Annotated in this window: 14 protein-coding genes and 1 tRNA gene; all 15 read left to right on the top strand. The window is 59.4% G+C overall.

The window, feature by feature from the left end:
• Positions 1–103: 103 nt before the first annotated feature.
• The 15 genes from acs to dnaB all read left to right on the top strand — a co-directional run bounded on the left by acs (position 104) and on the right by dnaB (position 16,652).
• Positions 104–2,068, top strand: coding sequence for an acetate--CoA ligase (acs, locus tag VX159_RS09595; RefSeq protein ID WP_371322665.1), 1,965 nt, complete (start codon positions 104–106; stop codon positions 2,066–2,068).
• Positions 2,069–2,420: 352 nt separating this feature from the next.
• Complete coding sequence (locus VX159_RS09590; RefSeq protein WP_371322664.1) at positions 2,421–2,621, top strand: hypothetical protein; 201 nt, start codon at positions 2,421–2,423, stop codon at positions 2,619–2,621.
• A complete protein-coding gene (locus tag VX159_RS09585; protein WP_371322663.1) occupies positions 2,618–5,323 on the top strand; it encodes an ATP-binding protein in 2,706 nt (901 codons plus the stop codon). Before VX159_RS09590 ends, VX159_RS09585 begins: the two co-directional genes overlap by 4 nt.
• A gap of 15 nt (positions 5,324–5,338) precedes the next feature.
• Complete coding sequence (locus tag VX159_RS09580; RefSeq protein WP_371322662.1) at positions 5,339–5,707, top strand: response regulator transcription factor; 369 nt, start codon at positions 5,339–5,341, stop codon at positions 5,705–5,707.
• Between the two features lie 89 nt (positions 5,708–5,796).
• Positions 5,797–7,962, top strand: a complete 2,166-nt coding sequence (locus VX159_RS09575; protein WP_371322661.1) for an exonuclease domain-containing protein — start codon at positions 5,797–5,799, stop codon at positions 7,960–7,962.
• Between the two features lie 244 nt (positions 7,963–8,206).
• Positions 8,207–10,141, top strand: a complete 1,935-nt coding sequence (locus VX159_RS09570; protein WP_371322660.1) for a DUF294 nucleotidyltransferase-like domain-containing protein — start codon at positions 8,207–8,209, stop codon at positions 10,139–10,141.
• A gap of 5 nt (positions 10,142–10,146) precedes the next feature.
• Entirely contained in the window at positions 10,147–10,809 is a 663-nt protein-coding gene (locus tag VX159_RS09565) for a hypothetical protein (protein ID WP_371322659.1), read from the top strand.
• Between the two features lie 19 nt (positions 10,810–10,828).
• Positions 10,829–12,874, top strand: a complete 2,046-nt coding sequence (locus VX159_RS09560) for a sodium:solute symporter family protein (protein ID WP_371322658.1) — start codon at positions 10,829–10,831, stop codon at positions 12,872–12,874.
• Positions 12,867–13,115, top strand: a complete 249-nt coding sequence (locus tag VX159_RS09555) for a DUF4212 domain-containing protein (protein ID WP_371322657.1) — start codon at positions 12,867–12,869, stop codon at positions 13,113–13,115. Before VX159_RS09560 ends, VX159_RS09555 begins: the two co-directional genes overlap by 8 nt.
• A gap of 314 nt (positions 13,116–13,429) precedes the next feature.
• Positions 13,430–13,520 (top strand) — tRNA-Ser (locus tag VX159_RS09550).
• 146 nt (positions 13,521–13,666) lie between these two features.
• Positions 13,667–14,038 carry a 30S ribosomal protein S6 gene (gene rpsF, locus VX159_RS09545; RefSeq protein WP_371322656.1) on the top strand — a complete coding sequence of 124 codons (372 nt, stop codon included), beginning with the start codon at positions 13,667–13,669 and terminating at the stop codon, positions 14,036–14,038.
• Positions 14,039–14,392: a primosomal replication protein N gene (gene priB / locus VX159_RS09540; RefSeq protein ID WP_371325508.1), complete on the top strand. Its 354-nt coding sequence runs from the start codon at positions 14,039–14,041 to the stop codon at positions 14,390–14,392.
• Positions 14,364–14,639 (top strand): 30S ribosomal protein S18, encoded by a 276-nt coding sequence (gene rpsR, locus VX159_RS09535; protein WP_290897972.1) that lies wholly within the window; start codon positions 14,364–14,366, stop codon positions 14,637–14,639. The genes priB and rpsR overlap by 29 nt, the downstream gene beginning before the upstream one ends.
• Positions 14,640–14,657: 18 nt before the next feature.
• Positions 14,658–15,104: a 50S ribosomal protein L9 gene (gene rplI, locus VX159_RS09530; protein ID WP_371322655.1), complete on the top strand. Its 447-nt coding sequence runs from the start codon at positions 14,658–14,660 to the stop codon at positions 15,102–15,104.
• Positions 15,105–15,236: 132 nt separating this feature from the next.
• Positions 15,237–16,652, top strand: coding sequence for a replicative DNA helicase (gene dnaB, locus VX159_RS09525; protein WP_371322654.1), 1,416 nt, complete (start codon positions 15,237–15,239; stop codon positions 16,650–16,652).
• Positions 16,653–16,675: the final 23 nt, after the last annotated feature.

Below are 16,675 nucleotides of genomic sequence, written 5' to 3'. Positions count from 1 at the left end.
GTCAGTTGGTCTCCGGCTTGTGCGGCTAATCCCGCCCTTGGATTAACCAGGGTGCAATCGGTTGTTTCAACATAAATTGCGAAGTACCGCAGAGGAGAAAAATATGTCGAATGAGTCCGTGCAAAAGTACTACCCGTCCGAAGAAATCGTCAAGAATGCGGCGGTTTCCGGGATGGACGCCTACCAGGCGCTGTGCGCGGAAGCCGAGGCCGATTACGAAGGTTTCTGGGCCAAGCGTGCCCGTGACCTGATCACCTGGAAAGAGCCGTTTACCCAGGTGCTGGATGAGTCCAACGCCCCGTTTTACAAGTGGTTTGCCGACGGCAAGCTGAACGTTTCCTATAACTGCCTGGATCGTAATGTCGAGGCTGGCAAGGGCGACAAAGTCGCGATCGTTTTTGAAGCCGACGATGGCCAGGTGACCAAGGTCACCTACAAGGAATTGCTGGCCAAGGTCTGCAAGATGGCCAACCTGCTGAAGAGCAAGGGCGTCAAGAAGGGCGACCGCGTTGTCATCTACATGCCGATGACCATCGAAGGCATCGTCGCGATGCAGGCCTGCGCCCGTGTTGGCGCCATCCACTCGGTCGTCTTCGGTGGCTTCTCCGCCCAGTCGCTGCGCGACCGCATCAACGATGCCGGCGCCGTGATGCTGATCACCTCCGACGGCCAGTTCCGCGGCGGCAAGTCGATTCCGCTCAAGCCGATCGCCGACGAAGCATTTGCCATGGGTGGTTGCGATACCGCCAAGAACGTGATCGTCTTCAAGCGCACCGGCGCTGAAGTGAACATGGTCGCCGGTCGCGATACCTGGTTGCACGAAGAACTGGCCAACCAGCCGGAAACCTGCGAACCGGAATGGGTTGAAGCCGAACACCCGCTGTTCCTGCTCTACACCTCCGGCTCCACCGGCAAGCCGAAGGGCGTTCAGCACTCCACTGGCGGTTACCTGCTCCATGCCATCCTGACCATGAAGTACACCTTCGACATCAAGGATAGCGATACTTTCTGGTGTACCGCCGACATCGGCTGGGTCACTGGCCACACCTACATCACCTACGGTCCGCTGGCCTGCGGCGCCACCGAAATCGTCTTCGAAGGCGTGCCGACCTTCCCGGATGCCGGTCGCTTCTGGAAGATGATCCAGGATCACAAGGCCACCATCTTCTACACTGCGCCGACCGCGATCCGTTCGCTGATCAAGGCTTCCGAAGCCAATGCCGCCGTGCATCCGAAGAGCTACAACCTGTCTTCGCTGCGCATCCTGGGTTCGGTCGGCGAGCCGATCAACCCGGCCGCCTGGACCTGGTACTACGAGAACGTTGGCGGTTCCCGCTGCCCGATCGTCGATACCTTCTGGCAGACCGAGACCGGTGGTCACATGATCACCCCGTTGCCGGGCGCTACGCCGCTGGTGCCGGGCTCCTGCACCCTGCCGTTCCCGGGCATCCAGTTTGCCGTGGTCGACGAGACCGGCGCCGAGTTGCCGTGGGGCCAGGGCGGTATCTTGGTCTGCAAGAAGCCGTGGCCGTCGATGATCCGTACCATCTGGGGTGACAACGAGCGCTTCGTCAAGTCCTACTTCCCGGCTGACTTCCAGGGCAAACTGTACCTGGCGGGCGACGGCGCGATCCGCGATGCCGAAACCGGCTACTTCACCATCACCGGCCGTATCGACGATGTGCTGAACGTTTCTGGCCACCGCATGGGTACCATGGAAATTGAATCGGCGCTGGTTGCCAACCCGCTGGTTGCCGAGGCCGCCGTCGTTGGTCGTCCGGATGATCTGACCGGTGAAGCCATCGTGGCCTTCGTGGTGCTGAAGGGCGCTCGTCCGACCGATCCGGAGGCCGCCAAGAAGCTGGTCAAGGAACTGCAGGATTGGGTGGGCAAGGAAATCGGTCCGATTGCCAAGCCGAAGGACATCCGCTTCGGCGACAACCTGCCGAAGACCCGCTCCGGCAAGATCATGCGTCGTCTGCTGCGTGGCCTGGCCAAGGGCGAAGAACTCACCCAGGACACCTCCACGCTGGAAAACCCGGCGATCCTGGAGCAGTTGAAGGGTTAAGTCGGGGTACCGGGCTTCGCCGTGAGGCGATGTCCGCGACGCCGGTACGTTCCGGAGTCGATGTGGTTTCCGGAATTGGCGGCAAGGCCAATTCCGGCTTCCCGAAAGTTGCATGATGACTGCGGGAGGCCTGGCAGCGAACTGCCGGGCTGAGGATTACACTGCCTGACGGACCCTTGTCACGTCAGGTGGAAAAAAGACAAAAGGCAAGGAGGAGACAATGGCCGTCCACAAGACGGCCTCCCGTACGGTCGCATCAGACTGTATGCCAAACCAACGGCCGGCACGCTTGGCGTGCCGGCCGTTTCCCTTTAGGGTAGTGCTTGTTACCATCGATCCGGAGGTGATTTCGATGCGACGCAAGGAAGGGGCGCGGGCGGCCCAGCGATTGGCGGTACTCGCCATGTTTGCCGGTGTTTTGCTCAATTTCCCGATGTTGTCGGTACTGCCGCCGGTTGCCGAGTCGGCGGGGGCGGGCTGGTTCTACCTGTTTGCGGTCTGGGCCGGTGTGATTGCTCTGGCTGCATTGAGCGGCCGTCGAGGGCGCGGATGATTTCCGGCTGGTTGCTCGCTCTGCTGGTCTGTGTTTACCTGGCCATTCTTTTCATCATCGCGCGGATCGGCGACGCCCGCGCTGATGCCGGACGCAGTCTGCTCGGGCCGTCAGTGTATGCGCTGTCGCTGGCGGTGTATTGCACTTCCTGGACGTTTTTTGGCAGTGTCGGCCGTGCAAGTTCCGGTGGCTTGTCCTTTCTCACCATCTATCTGGGGCCGACGCTGATGCTGTTGGCCGGCGGGGTGGTGCTCAAGATGCTGCGCATCTGCAAGCAGCAGCGGATTACCTCGATTGCCGACTTCATTGCCTCGCGCTACGGTAAAAGCCATTTGCTGGCAGGGCTGGTGACGGTTATTGCTGTACTCGGGATTGTTCCTTACATTGCGCTGCAATTGAAAGCTGTAGCGGCAGCATTGGAGGTTTTTTTCCCTTCTCTCGCACAGGGATCGGGTGGGCTGTTCGATCCGACCTTGCTGATCGCGGCCTTGCTGGCCATATTTACCATCCTGTTCGGGACCCGGCATCTTGACGCGACTGAGCGCCATGAGGGTATGGTTGCGGCGATTGCCTTCGAATCCCTGGTCAAGCTTCTGGCTTTTGTCGCAGTAGGGGCGTTTGTGACGTGGGGGATGTTCGATGGCTTTGTCGACTTGTTCCGGCGAGCTGCCGCCGATTCCCAGTTGCAGCAATTGCTGCGTCCCGATCCGGCAAAGGCGGGGAACTGGCTGGCGCTGATCCTGCTTTCCGGATTTGCGATCATCTTGTTGCCGCGGCAATTCCAGGTGCTGGTGGTCGAAAATGTTGACGAAGGACATTTGCGGCGGGCGCTGTGGCTGTTTCCGCTCTATCTGTTGCTGATCAATGTGTTTGTCCTGCCATTGGCTCTGGGGGGAATGCTGCATTTTGGCGGCCAGGGCAATCCGGATACTTTTGTGCTGAGTTTGCCGCTATCGCAAGGGGCGGAGGCTTTGGCCATTCTGGTTTTCATCGGCGGCCTGTCGGCTGCCACCGGGATGGTGATCGTCGAAACCATCGCGCTGTCGACGATGATCTGCAATGACCTGGTGATGCCGGGTTTGCTACGGTCAACCCGGTTGCGGGGCAAAAACCAGATGCTTACTGCCAGCTGGCTGCTTGGCGTCCGGCGTGCTGCGATTGCCTTGGTCCTGTTCCTTGGCTACCTTTACTTCCGTTTGGCCGGTGAGGCTTATGCCCTGGTCGGGATCGGCTTGATTTCCTTCGCGGCGGTAGCCCAGTTTGCGCCAGCCCTGTTTGGCGGCATGTACTGGAAGCAGGGAACCCGCCAAGGGGCGCTGGCCGGGTTGCTCGCCGGTTTTGCACTCTGGCTGTATACCCTGTTGCTGCCCTCATTTGCCCGGTCTGGCTGGATCGACACGGGGTTTGTCGTGGCCGGGCCGTGGGGTATCGGCTGGTTGCGGCCGCAGGCCTTGTTCGGCTTGAGCGGGCTGGATGAGATCACTCACGCGCTATGGTGGAGCCTGCTGTTCAATCTGGGGCTGTATCTGACGGTCTCGCTGTTCGGGCGCCGGGATGCGTTGGAGGCTGCGCAGGCCGAGCGTTTTGTCGATGTCGAGCAGGCCTCGCAAGCGCTGGTTGCAACCGGACTATGGCGGGGCAAGGTGGCTGCCGAGCCGTTGCTGGCCTTGCTGGAGCGTTTCCTCGGGCGGGACCGGGCCAGGCAGCGGCTGAGCCAATATGCCTTGTCCAGGGGGTGTTCGGATTCCGTCTTGCCGTCTGCCGATGCAGCCCTGGTGGCATTTGTCGAACGCGAACTGGCCGGAGCGATTGGCTCGGCGAGTGCCCGGGTGATGATTGCGTCGCTGGTCGATGCCGAGGAGCCAGGGCTGGAGGAGGTGCTCGACATTCTCGAGGAGGCCAATCAGATCCGGGCCTACAGCCGCGAACTCGAAACCAAGCAGCAGGCGCTTGAGCAGGCCACTGCCGAATTGCGGGCGGCCAACCAGCGGCTGCGCGAACTCGACCGGATGAAGGATGATTTTGTCTCCACCGTCACCCACGAGTTGCGCACTCCGCTGACCTCGATTCGTGCGCTGTCGGAAATGCTGCACGATGATCCACGGATTGATCTGGAGCAGCGGCGGCGCTTTCTCGGCATCATCGTCACCGAGAGCGAGCGTTTGACACGACTGATCAATCAGATTCTCGACCTGGCCAAGCTCGAATCCGGGCGTGCCGAATGGGCCAGCGAGCCGGTCGATGTCGGCGAGATCGTGCGGGCTGCAATGGCCTCGCTACAGGCCTTGTTTGACGAAAAGGCGGTTCGCCTCGGTGGCGAGTTGCCGCCGCGCGGTCCGGTGGTGATTGCCGATCATGACCGCTTGATGCAGGTGCTGGTCAATCTGCTGTCGAACGCTGTCAAGTTTGCGCCACCGACCCAGGGCGAGGTGCGGGTGCGGCTGGCCAGCAACGATTACGAGGTCAGGGTCGAGGTTTTGGATAATGGTCCCGGCTTGACAGCCGATGAATGCAATGTCATTTTCGAAAAGTTTCGCCAGGGGGGCGATACGATGACCGCAAAGCCGCAGGGGACAGGGCTCGGACTTCCGATCAGCCGGCAGATTGTCGAGCACTTTGGTGGTAAGCTTTGGGTGGAAAGCAGGCCCGGAACGGGAGCCTGTTTCATTTTCACGGTGCCCTTGCCGGCACCGGACGTATAAAGGGAGACATACCGCATGAGTAAAAAAATCCTGATCGTTGACGATGAGCCGAACATTGTCATTTCCCTCGAATTCCTGATGAAAAAGGAGGGTTTCGAGGTGGCCGTGGCCGGCGATGGCGAGGAGGCTTTGAGCAAGGCCGCGAGCTTTGCTCCGGACCTGGTCCTGCTGGACGTGATGATGCCGAAGAAATCCGGCTTCGAAGTATGTGAGGCCTTGCGTGCCGATCCGGAAAAGTCCGGGCTGCGGATTGTGATGCTGACTGCCAAGGGGCGCGAAACCGAGGTTGCCAAGGGGCTGGCGCTCGGTGCCAATGCTTATGTGACCAAGCCGTTTTCAACCAAGGACCTGGTCGCCAAAGTTAAGGAAATGCTCGCGGCCTGAGTTGCATGACTACGGTCACCCCGTTTGCGGGGTAAACAAGGGGCTGGCAACGGTGCCGGTCCGCCCGATTCTCTTGCCGGAAGATTTCGATGCAGGCTAAACATCGCTTCATTCTTGCAGTTGTCGTTCTCGGTCTGTTGATGACCGGTCCATTCACCGTAACCTCGCTGCTGGTCTGGCTCGATATGAGGGAAGCCGAACGGCAGATGCTGACCGAGTTGTTGTTGTCGCGTCTGCCGGTCGGCACGATGATGACCCTGACCGGCTTTGCCTTCGGTGTGCTGGTTTTGCACCGGCTGTTCAAACACTATGTCGAGGGACTGTTGCGGATGGCTGAATCGCTACGCCTGATGCGCAATGCCAACCGCGATTTCCGTGTTGCCATTGCACCCGACAGCCCCCCGGAGGTCAGCCAGCTGGCGCTGGCTGCCAACGAACTGGCACAGCAGCGCGACGAATTGATGCGCGATGTCGACGCTCAGGTGGCCAAGGCCAAGGCTTCGGTCGAGGAGGAGAAGAACCGGCTTGCCGCGCTGATGTCCGAACTGGCGCTGGCAGTCGTGGTGTGCAACCTTGACGGTCGCATTCTGCTCTACAACAACCGCGCCCGCCTGCAGTTCACGGCCTTGGCGCAAGGGCCGACTACCGTTGCTGGTGGTGCCCTGATCGGCTTGGGCCGGTCGATTTTCTCGATTCTCGACAAGAGCCAGATCGAGCATGCCCAGGACGTGATCCACCAACGGTTTGCTGCGGGCAAGGCGGCGATCGCCAATTTCATTACCACTGCCCGCAATGGTCAGTTACTGCGCGTCCAGATGGTGCCGGTCCTGACCGGCGGCAGCGAGGCTGAGCCGGCAATGAGCGGCTACGTGCTGACGGTCGAGAACATCACTCGCAGCATCGAACAGGAAGCGCGGCGCGACCAGGTCCTGCACACTTTGACCGAGGGCAGTCGCTCGTCGATTGCGAATATCCGGGCAGCGGTTGCCAATCTGCTTGACTACCCGGACATGGAGGCCGAACTACGCGAACGCTTCCTGGGCGTGATCAACGACGAGGTTGCCAAGCGCAGCCACACTATCGACCAGATCATGGGTGAGTTCTCCGATTCGATGAAGGCCCGTTGGCCGCTCGAAGATGTGCTCGGGATCGACATCATTGCCGCCGCCCAGAAGCGGATCGACGATAAACTCAAATTGCCGAGCAAGACTGAAGAGATCGACGATACCTTGTGGATCAAGGCCGATAGCTTCTCGCTGGTTTTTGCGCTGGTATCGCTGGCTTCCCGGCTGGAGGATCATTACGACCCGCGGGAGTTGCGCTTCCGCCTGACCGCCAACGGCAAACTGGCTTATCTGGATCTGATCTGGGCCGGACCGGCGATGTCCTCGGAAACTTTTTATACCTGGGAACTGGAGCCCTTGCAGGTGGCCGGTGAGGTTTCGCCGCTCAACCTGCGCGATGTGATTGACCGGCACGGCGGAGAAATCTGGTACGAACGCGAGAAGGCCGCGCATCGCGCCTTCTTCCGTTTCGTGCTGCCGGTGGCCACGCCGGAAAACGCACCCGAGGTCGAGGAGCGCAGTCGCGGGACCGGACGTCCCGAGTACTACGATTTCGATCTCTTCCGCTTCGAGGACAAGTCGATCAACCTTGATCGCAAGCTGTCGGAACTGGCTTATACCGTTTTTGATACGGAAACTACCGGTCTTGAGCCATCGAAGGGCGACGAGATCATCCAGATCGGCGCGGCGCGGATTATCAATAACCGTCTTTTGCGTCAGGAAACTTTCGACCAGCTGGTTGATCCCGAGATGCCGCTCAAGCCTGAGTCGATCCCGATTCACGGTATTTCCGAGGACATGGTGCGGGGCAAGCCGAATATCGACATTGTGCTGCCCGCCTTCCATGCTTTCTGCGAGGAAACCGTGCTGATTGCCCATAACGCTGCATTCGACATGCGTTTCCTGCAGATCAAGGAGGAGCGTACCGGCATCCGTTTTACCCAGCCGGTGCTCGATACCCTGTTGCTGTCTGCGGTGGTGCACCCGAACCAGGAGTCGCACAAGCTGGACACCATTCTTGAGCGTCTGGGAATTTCGATCGGCACCCGGCACAATGCCCTGGAGGATGCGCTGGCGACCGGAGCCGTTTTCCTCAAGCTGATTCCGCTGCTCGAGGAGCAGGGGATCGTGACCTTGCGGCAGGCGCTGGAAGCAGCGGAGAAGACCTATTTTGCCCGGGTCAAGTACTGAGCGGCCCGTGACCGCCCGGCGCCAGGTTTTTTACCTGTCGGGCTGGTCGACCGTGTCATTACTGCCAGGGCTTTCCGGCACCGCGCGGGCAGGCGCAAAGGCTGGTGAGTCGGAGCAGGGGCTTTAGTCAATTTTGTGACCATCCCTTCATCGGCATGACTGACCGGGTTTGCCCGGTGCGGCAGGTGGGGAGGGTACTTTTAGTGGAGGGTAGTGGTTCGTGAGCACACAACAAGAAAACAGCATGTCAGCGATCGAGAACAGCTTGCGCCAGGATGGCATGCGCCGGGTTTCCGGGAATACCGCCGCATTTCTCAAGCGGCATGCGCCGTTTAACCGGATGGCACCGGAGGCCTTGGCGTTCTTTGCCGAGCATGCGCAGATTGCGTTCTATCCGGCAGGTAGCGAAGTGATCGGGCCGGATGCCGGCAATGTCCGCTATTTCTATTTGATCGAGTCCGGCAAGGTGTATGCGCGGCAAGCGGGTGAGGTTACCCTGACCGAGTATTCGCAGCTGCATCTTGGCGCTGGCGAGGGTTTTCCGATTGGCGCGGTGACTGCCGGGCGTCCATCGACCAATATCTATACCGCCACTGAAGATAGTTTTTGTTATCGTTTGCCGGCTGAGCGCTTCCTTGAACTGATGGCGAGCAGCCCCGAGTTCAATCTGTTCTGCACTCAGTATATTGCCAGCCTGCTCGATCAGTCGCGCCGACAGTTACAGTTGCAGTTTGCGCAGAAGGCGAACGAGCAGCAGACGCTGAATTCACCGCTGTCCGGAATCGGTTCCCGTTCGCCGCTGTCAGTGGCTCCTGAAACCCCGTTGCGTCAGGCCATGGAAATCATGTCGCAGGCTGGTATCGGTTCGCTGGTGATCGCCGGCGACGACCGTAAGCCAGTCGGGGTATTTACCCGTAGCGATCTGCTGGACCGGGTAGTGCTCGCCGATCTGCCGCACAGTTCGCCGATCAGTGCGGCGATGTCGCCTTCTCCATTCATGCTTGAGGAGCATGCGACGGCTTACGATGCGATGCTGGCGATGGCGACGCACGGCATTCGCCATGTGTTGGTTACCGACATCGAGGGGTGCCTGACCGGAGTGGTTTCGGAGCGCGATCTGTTTGCACTGCAGCGGGTCGGTTTGCGCCAGATTCGCCAGGCCATCGATGCCGCCAGAGATATCGAAGGCTTGCAGCAAGCCTCCGCCGATGTTCGTCTGTTGGCGTTCAATATGCTTGCCCAGGGGGTCGGCGCAGAGCAGTTGACCCAGTTCATCTCTGCCCTCAACGATGCAGTGACCAAGCGGGTGTTGCAACTCAATCTTGAACGTCATCCGTTCGACGGTGTCGATTGGGCTTGGCTGGCTTTCGGTTCGGAAGGGCGTGACGAGCAGACCTTCAGTACCGATCAGGATAACGGGATTGTCTTTGCAGTGCCGGAAGGCGAAAGCCTGGAGGTGCTCAAGCAGCGTTTCCTGGCCTTTGCCCGCGATGTCAATCAGGATCTCGACCGTTGTGGCTTCCCTCTGTGCAAGGGCAACATCATGGCCAGCAATCCGCAGTGGTGTCTGTCTCTGGATGAGTGGAAGGAGCAGTTCAGCCTGTGGATTCGCATGCCGCACCCGGATGCGCTGCTCAACGCCACCATCTTTTTCGATTTCCGGCCCTTGTTCGGCAAGAGCGAGCTGGCCGACAACATGCGCCGCCACCTGCTCGGTCAGGCTGAAGCCAATCCGATCTTCCTGCAGGCGATGGCGCGCAATGCCCTCGATGTTGCGCCGCCGCTGGGCAAGCTGCGCGACTTCCTGACCGATCTGGAGCCCGATCATCCGGGCAAGATCGACCTCAAGAAATACGGATCGCGGATTTTTGTCGATGTAGCGCGCATTTACGCGCTGGCGACCGGAGTTCATAACAGCAACACCGGCCAGCGTTTGCGGCAGTCGGCGCAGCGCCTCTCGATGAAGAACGAGGAAATCAACGCAATCGTCGAGGCCCTCAACTTCATCCAGTTGCTGCGCTTGCAGCACCAGTATCTGGAAGGCGAGCCGGGTGAGCAAGGGCATAACCTGATCGATCCGGAGAAACTCAACGAGCTTGACCGGCGCATCCTGAAGGAGTCCTTCCGGCAGGCTCGTAAATTGCAAACCCGTCTCAAACTCGATTACCAGATCAACTGACCATCATGTTCGGGATCAAGAAACTACTCTTTCGCGACCAGCCGGCGGCGCAACTGGCGGCCGATATCCGTGCCGACCTGGGGTTGTGGCGCGAGGCTGCGGCCCCCTCGCTGGACGAGGTGCACTTCCACACCCGCTATGTGGTGGTCGATATTGCCACTGGCGGGCGCCAGGGGAGCAATGATGAATTGTTGGCGATCAGCGCCGCCGTAGTCCGGCGTGGTGCAATCCGGCCGGCTGAATCCTTCTACGTTGATTTTTCCGGTGAACTCGATGCCGACACGGTCGACCGCCAATTGCTGGCATTTTTGCAGTTTGTTGCCAAAGCGCCGCTGGTGACCTATCACGTCGCTTATGTTGAACCTTTTCTGCAGCGGGTCATGCGGGAACGGCTGGGGGTCGATTTCCAGTCGCAATGGGTTGATCTGGCATGGTTACTGCCGTCGATGTTTGACGATAAATCGCATTCACCCTTGCCGCTTGACCGCTGGCTGGAAATATTTGCGCTCGATGCAGGTGATGGCCGTCGCGATCCGATGGAGAATACCCTGCTGATTGCCCGCCTGTTGCAAATGCTGCTGGTTCGGGCAACCGGCAAGGAAGTCGATACGGCGGCCAAACTGGTTGCCGAATCCCAGGCGGCGACGTTCCTGCGCCGTACGCATTGACCGAGGAGGCAGATCGCGGATGTGGGCATCGCTGACCCGGCTGCAGCGTTACTACCTGTATTACACAGGCGGGTTTCTGCTGTTCATCGTCGGATTGGCGGCGCTCGAGCAACAGGGGATGCCGCCGCGCTGGATCGGTTACGCCTTCCTCTTTTTCACCATCTCGATGTACGGCGCAATCGGCATCTTCAGCCGTACTTCCGACGTTTCCGAGTATTACGTCGCCGGCCGTCGGGTACCTGCCTTCTTCAACGGCATGGCGACCGGTGCCGACTGGATGAGTGCTGCATCCTTCATGGGGCTGGCCGGGACGCTATATCTCTCCGGCTTTCAGGGATTGGCCTATGTGATTGGCTGGACCGGCGGCTTCGTCCTGGTTGCCCTGTTGCTGGCACCTTATCTGCGGCGTTTTGGCCAATACACGATTCCCGATTTTCTCGGTGCGCGTTATGGCGGCAATGGGGTGCGCCTGGTCGCGGTGGTGGCTGCAATTCTCGCTTCGTTTGTCTATGTCGTGGCGCAGATTTACGGTGTCGGCGTGATTACCAGCCGTTTTGTCAGCCTGCAATTCGAAATCGGTGTTTTTGTCGGTCTTGCCGGAATCCTGGTTTGCTCCTTCCTCGGTGGCATGCGGGCCGTGACCTGGACCCAGGTTGCCCAGTACCTGATCCTGATCGTTGCCTACGTCACGCCGGTCGCCATCCTCTCCTACAACGTGACCGGCAATCCCTTGCCGCAACTGGTCTATGGTCGGGTGCTGGCGCAGGTTGGCGAATATGAGCGCGCCCTGTTCAATGATCCGGCGGAGGTCGAGGTGCGCCGCCTGTATCGGGAACGGGCTGATTTATATGCGCAAAAGATCATGCGCCTGCCGCAGTCGCTGGACCATGAGCGCGATCAGTTGTCGGAACAGATCAATGCGCTGAAAAGCAGCGATGCGCAGATGAAGGACATCGTTGCGCTCGAACGGCGCTTGCGTGATCTGCCGCACGACCCTGAACAGGCGCGGGGCATGTGGGAGGCTGCCATGTTTATGGCCGTGGATCGCAGTCAGGTGCCAATACACCATGCCGAGGCTTTTCCCGGCGAGGACGAGCGGCAGCAGATGGGGCAGCGGATCAATTTCATCGCGCTGATCTTCTGTCTGACCATTGGCACTGCGGCGCTACCCCATGTGCTGATGCGTTATTACACCACTCCCAGTGTGCGCGAGGCGCGCGAGTCGGTCTTCTGGTCGCTGGTGTTCATCCTGCTGCTGTACATGACGGCGCCGGCTTATGCCGTGTTTGCCAAGCACGAGGTGTTGACCCATCTGATCGAAATCCCGATTGCCAAATTGCCCGGATGGGTGGCGGCATGGACCAAGGTCGGATTGGTCAGCATCGAGGATATCAACGGTGACGGAATCCTGCAGTTTGCCGAGTTGTCGCTGAATCCCGACGTGGTCGTCCTGGCAACCCCGGAGATTGCCGGCATGCCTTACGTCGTTTCCGGCTTGGTCGCCGCCGGTGCGCTGGCCGCTGCGTTATCGACGGCGGACGGCCTGCTGTTGACGATTACCGGTGCTTTGTCGCATGACGTGTATTACCGGATCGTGCGGCCGGATGCCTCCACTCAATTGCGCCTGGTCATTTCCAAGTCCTTGCTCCTGGTGGTTGCCGTGCTGGCGGCAACGGTAGCGGCGCAAAAGCCGGGCACCATTCTCTCGATGGTGGCCTGGGCTTTCTCGATTGCAGGATCGGCCTTTTTTCCGGCCTTGGTGCTGGGTATCTTCTGGTCACGGGCAACTCGTGCCGGGGCCTTGGCTGGAATGCTGGTCGGGGTGTCGTTGACCCTTTACTATATTTTGCGGCTGGAGTTCAACAGCATTCCGTGGTTGGGTTTGTCCGGCTTCAACATGGCGCCATGGTTCCAGATTCAGTCTACCTCGGCCGGAGTTTTCGGTGTGGTAGCTGGCTTCGCCACGATTGTCGCAGTCAGCTTGCTGACCCGCCCGGATGCTGGGGCTGCGGATTTTCTTGCCCGGATTCGCCGGGTATCTGCGAGTGAGGATGGGCGTGTCTGAGAGGCTGGGCTACTGGCGTAAAACTCGCCGCCTGACTTTTGGCCTGCTCGCCCTGTGGGTGTTGATCACCTTTGTCTTGGCATGGTTTGCGCAGGAAATCAACCAAGTCATCGTATTCGGCTTTCCGCTGGGCTTCTATATGGATGCCCAGGGGGTGCTGGCTCTCTATCTGCTGATTATCTGGTACTACAACCGGCGGATGGCGCAACTTGACCGTGAGTATGGCATCGACGACGAGTAAGGGGAGGGTGGCCCGTGTTTTGGTTGAGCGCGCTAAGGGCTGTCGTTGAGTTGTTGCTATGGTCATTCCTCGCGCAAGCGGCGCTGGCCCTGCTGACTGGGCGACAGCGTAAGCAAAATCCGATCTATCGACTGTTTGCCTTGCTGACCATGCCACCTCGGCGCTTGTTGGCCTGTTGCCTGCCGCAGGGGGCGCCGGCATGGCTGATATATGGGCTGAGCGGAGTGGTGTTATTGCTGTTGTGGCTGGGTCTCGCTTTTTTTCGTCAAATCGCTTGACTTATAAAATAGCCTGTCTATAATACGCGGCTTCACGGAGAGGTGGATGAGCGGTTTAAGTCGCACGCCTGGAAAGCGTGTTCAGGGTAATACCCTGACGCGGGTTCGAATCCCGCCCTCTCCGCCAGGATTTAATGAAAAAAGCGCCTGATTGGCGCTTTTTTCATATCCAGGAGTTCGCTGATTTGGCTGGGCTTCTGTTATAATTTTCGGCTTTTCAACCTTGCCCTACCGCGAACGCATGGCGGAGGGTTCATCCCAAAAGGAGTTTGCATGCGCCATTACGAAATCGTCTTTATCGTCCACCCGGACCAGAGCGAACAAGTCCCGGGCATGGTCGAGCGTTATCGCTCCATCGTGACCGCCAAGGGCGGTTCGATCCATCGTCTGGAAGACTGGGGTCGCCGTCAGCTGGCTTACCCGATCCAGAAGATTCACAAGGCTCACTACGTGCTGATGAACATCGAGTGCGACGGCGAGACCCTGAACGAACTCGAGCACGCCTTCAAGTTCAACGATGCTGTCCTGCGCCACCTGACCGTCAAGATGAAGGCCGCTGTTACTGCGCCCTCCCCGATGATGAAGGAAGAGAAGGCCAAGTCGCTGATCGGTACCGAAGCTGCTGCTGAGCAGACCGCCGCCTAAATCTGTGGTTACGGGACGGGCAAGCTGAATCGCATCGTTCTCTCCGGGATTCTGGTCGAGCGCAAGACATTGCGCTATACGCCGGCAGGTATCCCGGTTGCCGAGGGCAGGTTGCAACACCGTGCCCCGCAGGTCGAGAACGGTAGCGAACGGCTGGTCGAGCTGGAAATTGCGCTCTTGGCGCTCGGGCCTTCGGCCCGCAGGTTGGAAGCGGCGCCCCTTGGGGGCGGTCTGCAAATCACCGGATTTCTCGCTGCCAAAAGCCGCAATAGCCGCACTCCCGTACTGCATGTAAATACACTCGAATATTTGGAAGGAAACGAAAATGGCTCGATTCTTCAAGAAGAAGGATGACGACAAGAAAAAGCGTCGTGGCGGTGGTCTGTTCAAGCGTCGCAAGTTCTGCCGCTTCACGGCTGAAAAGGTCGAACAGATCGACTACAAGGACGTCGACGTCCTCAAGGAATTCATCCAGGAAAACGCCAAGATCATGCCGGCTCGTCTGACTGGCACCAAGGCTGGCTACCAGCGCCAACTGGGCACCGCGATCAAGCGCGCCCGCTTCCTGGCCCTGCTGCCCTACACCGACAACCACCAGTAATCCCCGGAGAGACGAAACATGCAAATCATTCTGCTCGAAAAGGTTGTTAACCTGGGTAACCTCGGTGATGTGGTCAAGGTCAAGGACGGTTACGCCCGTAACTACCTGATCCCGCAGCGTATGGCCAAGCGTGCTACGCCGGCTGCTCTGGCCGAGTTCGAAGCTCGCCGCGCCGACCTGGAAAAGGCTGCCGCCGAGAAGCTGGCTGCCGCTCAGGCCGAAGCCGAAAAGATGAACGGTGTTGCCGTTTCCGTCGCCCGCAAGGCCGGTATGGACGGTCGCCTGTTCGGTTCCGTTGGCAATGCCGACGTTGCCGATGCACTGAAGGCCGCCGGTTTCACCATCGACAAGTCTGCTGTGCGTATGCCGGAAGGCCCGCTCAAGGCGCTCGGCGAGTTCCCGCTCGACATCGCCCTGCACACCGACGTGGTGGCCAACATCACCGTGTCCGTGGTTGCAGAGTAATCCGCTTTTCGCGGTATTCTCCAAGGCCTCGCTTCGGCGGGGCCTTTTGTTTTTCTGTTCTGCCTTTTGGCTATTTTTCACGGTCGACCGTGAAAATGGCCGAAATTCCACCTCGCGCCATTGTCTTTCACCATGAACGAACGCCAACGTCCGTCGAAACCCAAGAATAACGATCCGGTCATTGACCAGTTGCGGGTCCCGCCGCACTCGATCGAAGCTGAGCAATCGGTTCTTGGTGGCTTGATGCTCGATAACCAGGCCTGGGACCGGATCAGTGACCTGCTGGTCGACAGCGACTTTTATCGCGACGAGCATAAGCGCATCTTCCGTCAGATTCGCAATCTGCTCGAAAGCGCCCGTCCGGCCGACGTGGTGACGGTGGCCGAGGCGCTCGATGCGGCGGGCGATGCAGAGCGTACCGGTGGCCTGGCTTATCTCGGTGAGCTGGCCGCCAACACGCCCTCGGCGGCAAATATCAAGCGCTACGCCGAAATTGTTCGCGAGCGCTCGGTGCTGCGTCAACTGGTGGCGACTGCCGACGAAATTGCCGGCGATGCACTGAACCCGCTGGGGCGTGACGCCGAAACCCTGCTTGACGAAGCTGAACGCAAGATTTTTGCGATTGCCGAAGCCGGTGCCGGCCATAACGAAGGCTTCGTGCACATCAACCCCCTGCTCACGCAAGTGGTCGAGAAAATCCAGGAATTGCACGACCGCGACAACCCTTCGGACATTACCGGGGTACCCAGCGGCTTCATCGACCTGGATCAGAAAACCTCAGGCATGCAGCCGGGCGATCTGATCATCGTGGCCGGTCGTCCGTCGATGGGTAAAACGGCATTTGCGATCAATATCGCCGAATACGTTGCGGTAGAAACCGGCTTGCCGGTTGGCATCTTCTCGATGGAAATGGGCGGCGCCCAGCTCGCACAGCGGATGCTGGCCTCGATCGGGCGGCTTAATTCGCAGAATCTTCGTACCGGCCGGATGAATGACGATGAATGGTCGCGGCTTTCTTTCGCGCTCGGCAAGTTGCACGAAGCGCCGATCTACATCGATGAAACCGGCGGCCTCAGCCCGGCCAACCTGCGTGCCCGTGCCCGTCGTCTGGCCCGCCAATACGGCGGCAAGCTCGGCCTGCTGGTGATCGACTACATCCAGCTGATGTCGGGTAACCGCCAGGGGGAAAACCGGGCTACCGAAGTGTCCGAAATTTCGCGGGCAATCAAATCGCTGGCCAAGGAACTGCACGTGCCGATCATTGCGCTGTCGCAGCTGTCGCGTAAGGTCGAAGAGCGGACCGACAAGCGGCCGATGATGTCTGACTTGCGCGAATCGGGCGCCATCGAACAGGATGCCGACGTGATCCTGATGATGTACCGCGACGAGTACTACAACCGCGACAATCCCGACAACAAGGGCATGGCCGAGGTGATCATCGGCAAGCAGCGTAATGGTCCGACCGGTACCGTTCGCCTTGCCTTCATCGGCGAATTCACCCGCTTCGAGAATCTGGCCAGCGGTGGTTTTGTCGATTCCGAAAACTGAGTTTTGCCATCTCAAAAATGCAA

Origin of the sequence: Dechloromonas sp. ZY10 (assembly GCF_041378895.1) — a bacterium.
Taxonomy (GTDB): Bacteria; Pseudomonadota; Gammaproteobacteria; order Burkholderiales; family Rhodocyclaceae; genus Azonexus; species Azonexus aquae.
Note: the sequence above shows the minus strand (reverse complement) of the source record. Positions and strands in the feature narration are given on the sequence as shown.

Bases quoted from the DNA above. Each gene is read 5' to 3' on its own strand.
- acs (WP_371322665.1), top strand. From the start codon at position 104: ATGTCGAATGAGTCCGTGCAAAAGTACTACCCGTCCGAAGAAATCGTC.
- VX159_RS09590 (WP_371322664.1), top strand. From the start codon at position 2,421: ATGCGACGCAAGGAAGGGGCGCGGGCGGCCCAGCGATTGGCGGTACTC.
- VX159_RS09585 (WP_371322663.1), top strand. From the start codon at position 2,618: ATGATTTCCGGCTGGTTGCTCGCTCTGCTGGTCTGTGTTTACCTGGCC.
- VX159_RS09580 (WP_371322662.1), top strand. From the start codon at position 5,339: ATGAGTAAAAAAATCCTGATCGTTGACGATGAGCCGAACATTGTCATT.
- VX159_RS09575 (WP_371322661.1), top strand. From the start codon at position 5,797: ATGCAGGCTAAACATCGCTTCATTCTTGCAGTTGTCGTTCTCGGTCTG.
- VX159_RS09570 (WP_371322660.1), top strand. From the start codon at position 8,207: ATGTCAGCGATCGAGAACAGCTTGCGCCAGGATGGCATGCGCCGGGTT.
- VX159_RS09565 (WP_371322659.1), top strand. From the start codon at position 10,147: ATGTTCGGGATCAAGAAACTACTCTTTCGCGACCAGCCGGCGGCGCAA.
- VX159_RS09560 (WP_371322658.1), top strand. From the start codon at position 10,829: ATGTGGGCATCGCTGACCCGGCTGCAGCGTTACTACCTGTATTACACA.
- rpsF (WP_371322656.1), top strand. From the start codon at position 13,667: ATGCGCCATTACGAAATCGTCTTTATCGTCCACCCGGACCAGAGCGAA.
- rpsR (WP_290897972.1), top strand. From the start codon at position 14,364: ATGGCTCGATTCTTCAAGAAGAAGGATGACGACAAGAAAAAGCGTCGT.
- rplI (WP_371322655.1), top strand. From the start codon at position 14,658: ATGCAAATCATTCTGCTCGAAAAGGTTGTTAACCTGGGTAACCTCGGT.
- dnaB (WP_371322654.1), top strand. From the start codon at position 15,237: ATGAACGAACGCCAACGTCCGTCGAAACCCAAGAATAACGATCCGGTC.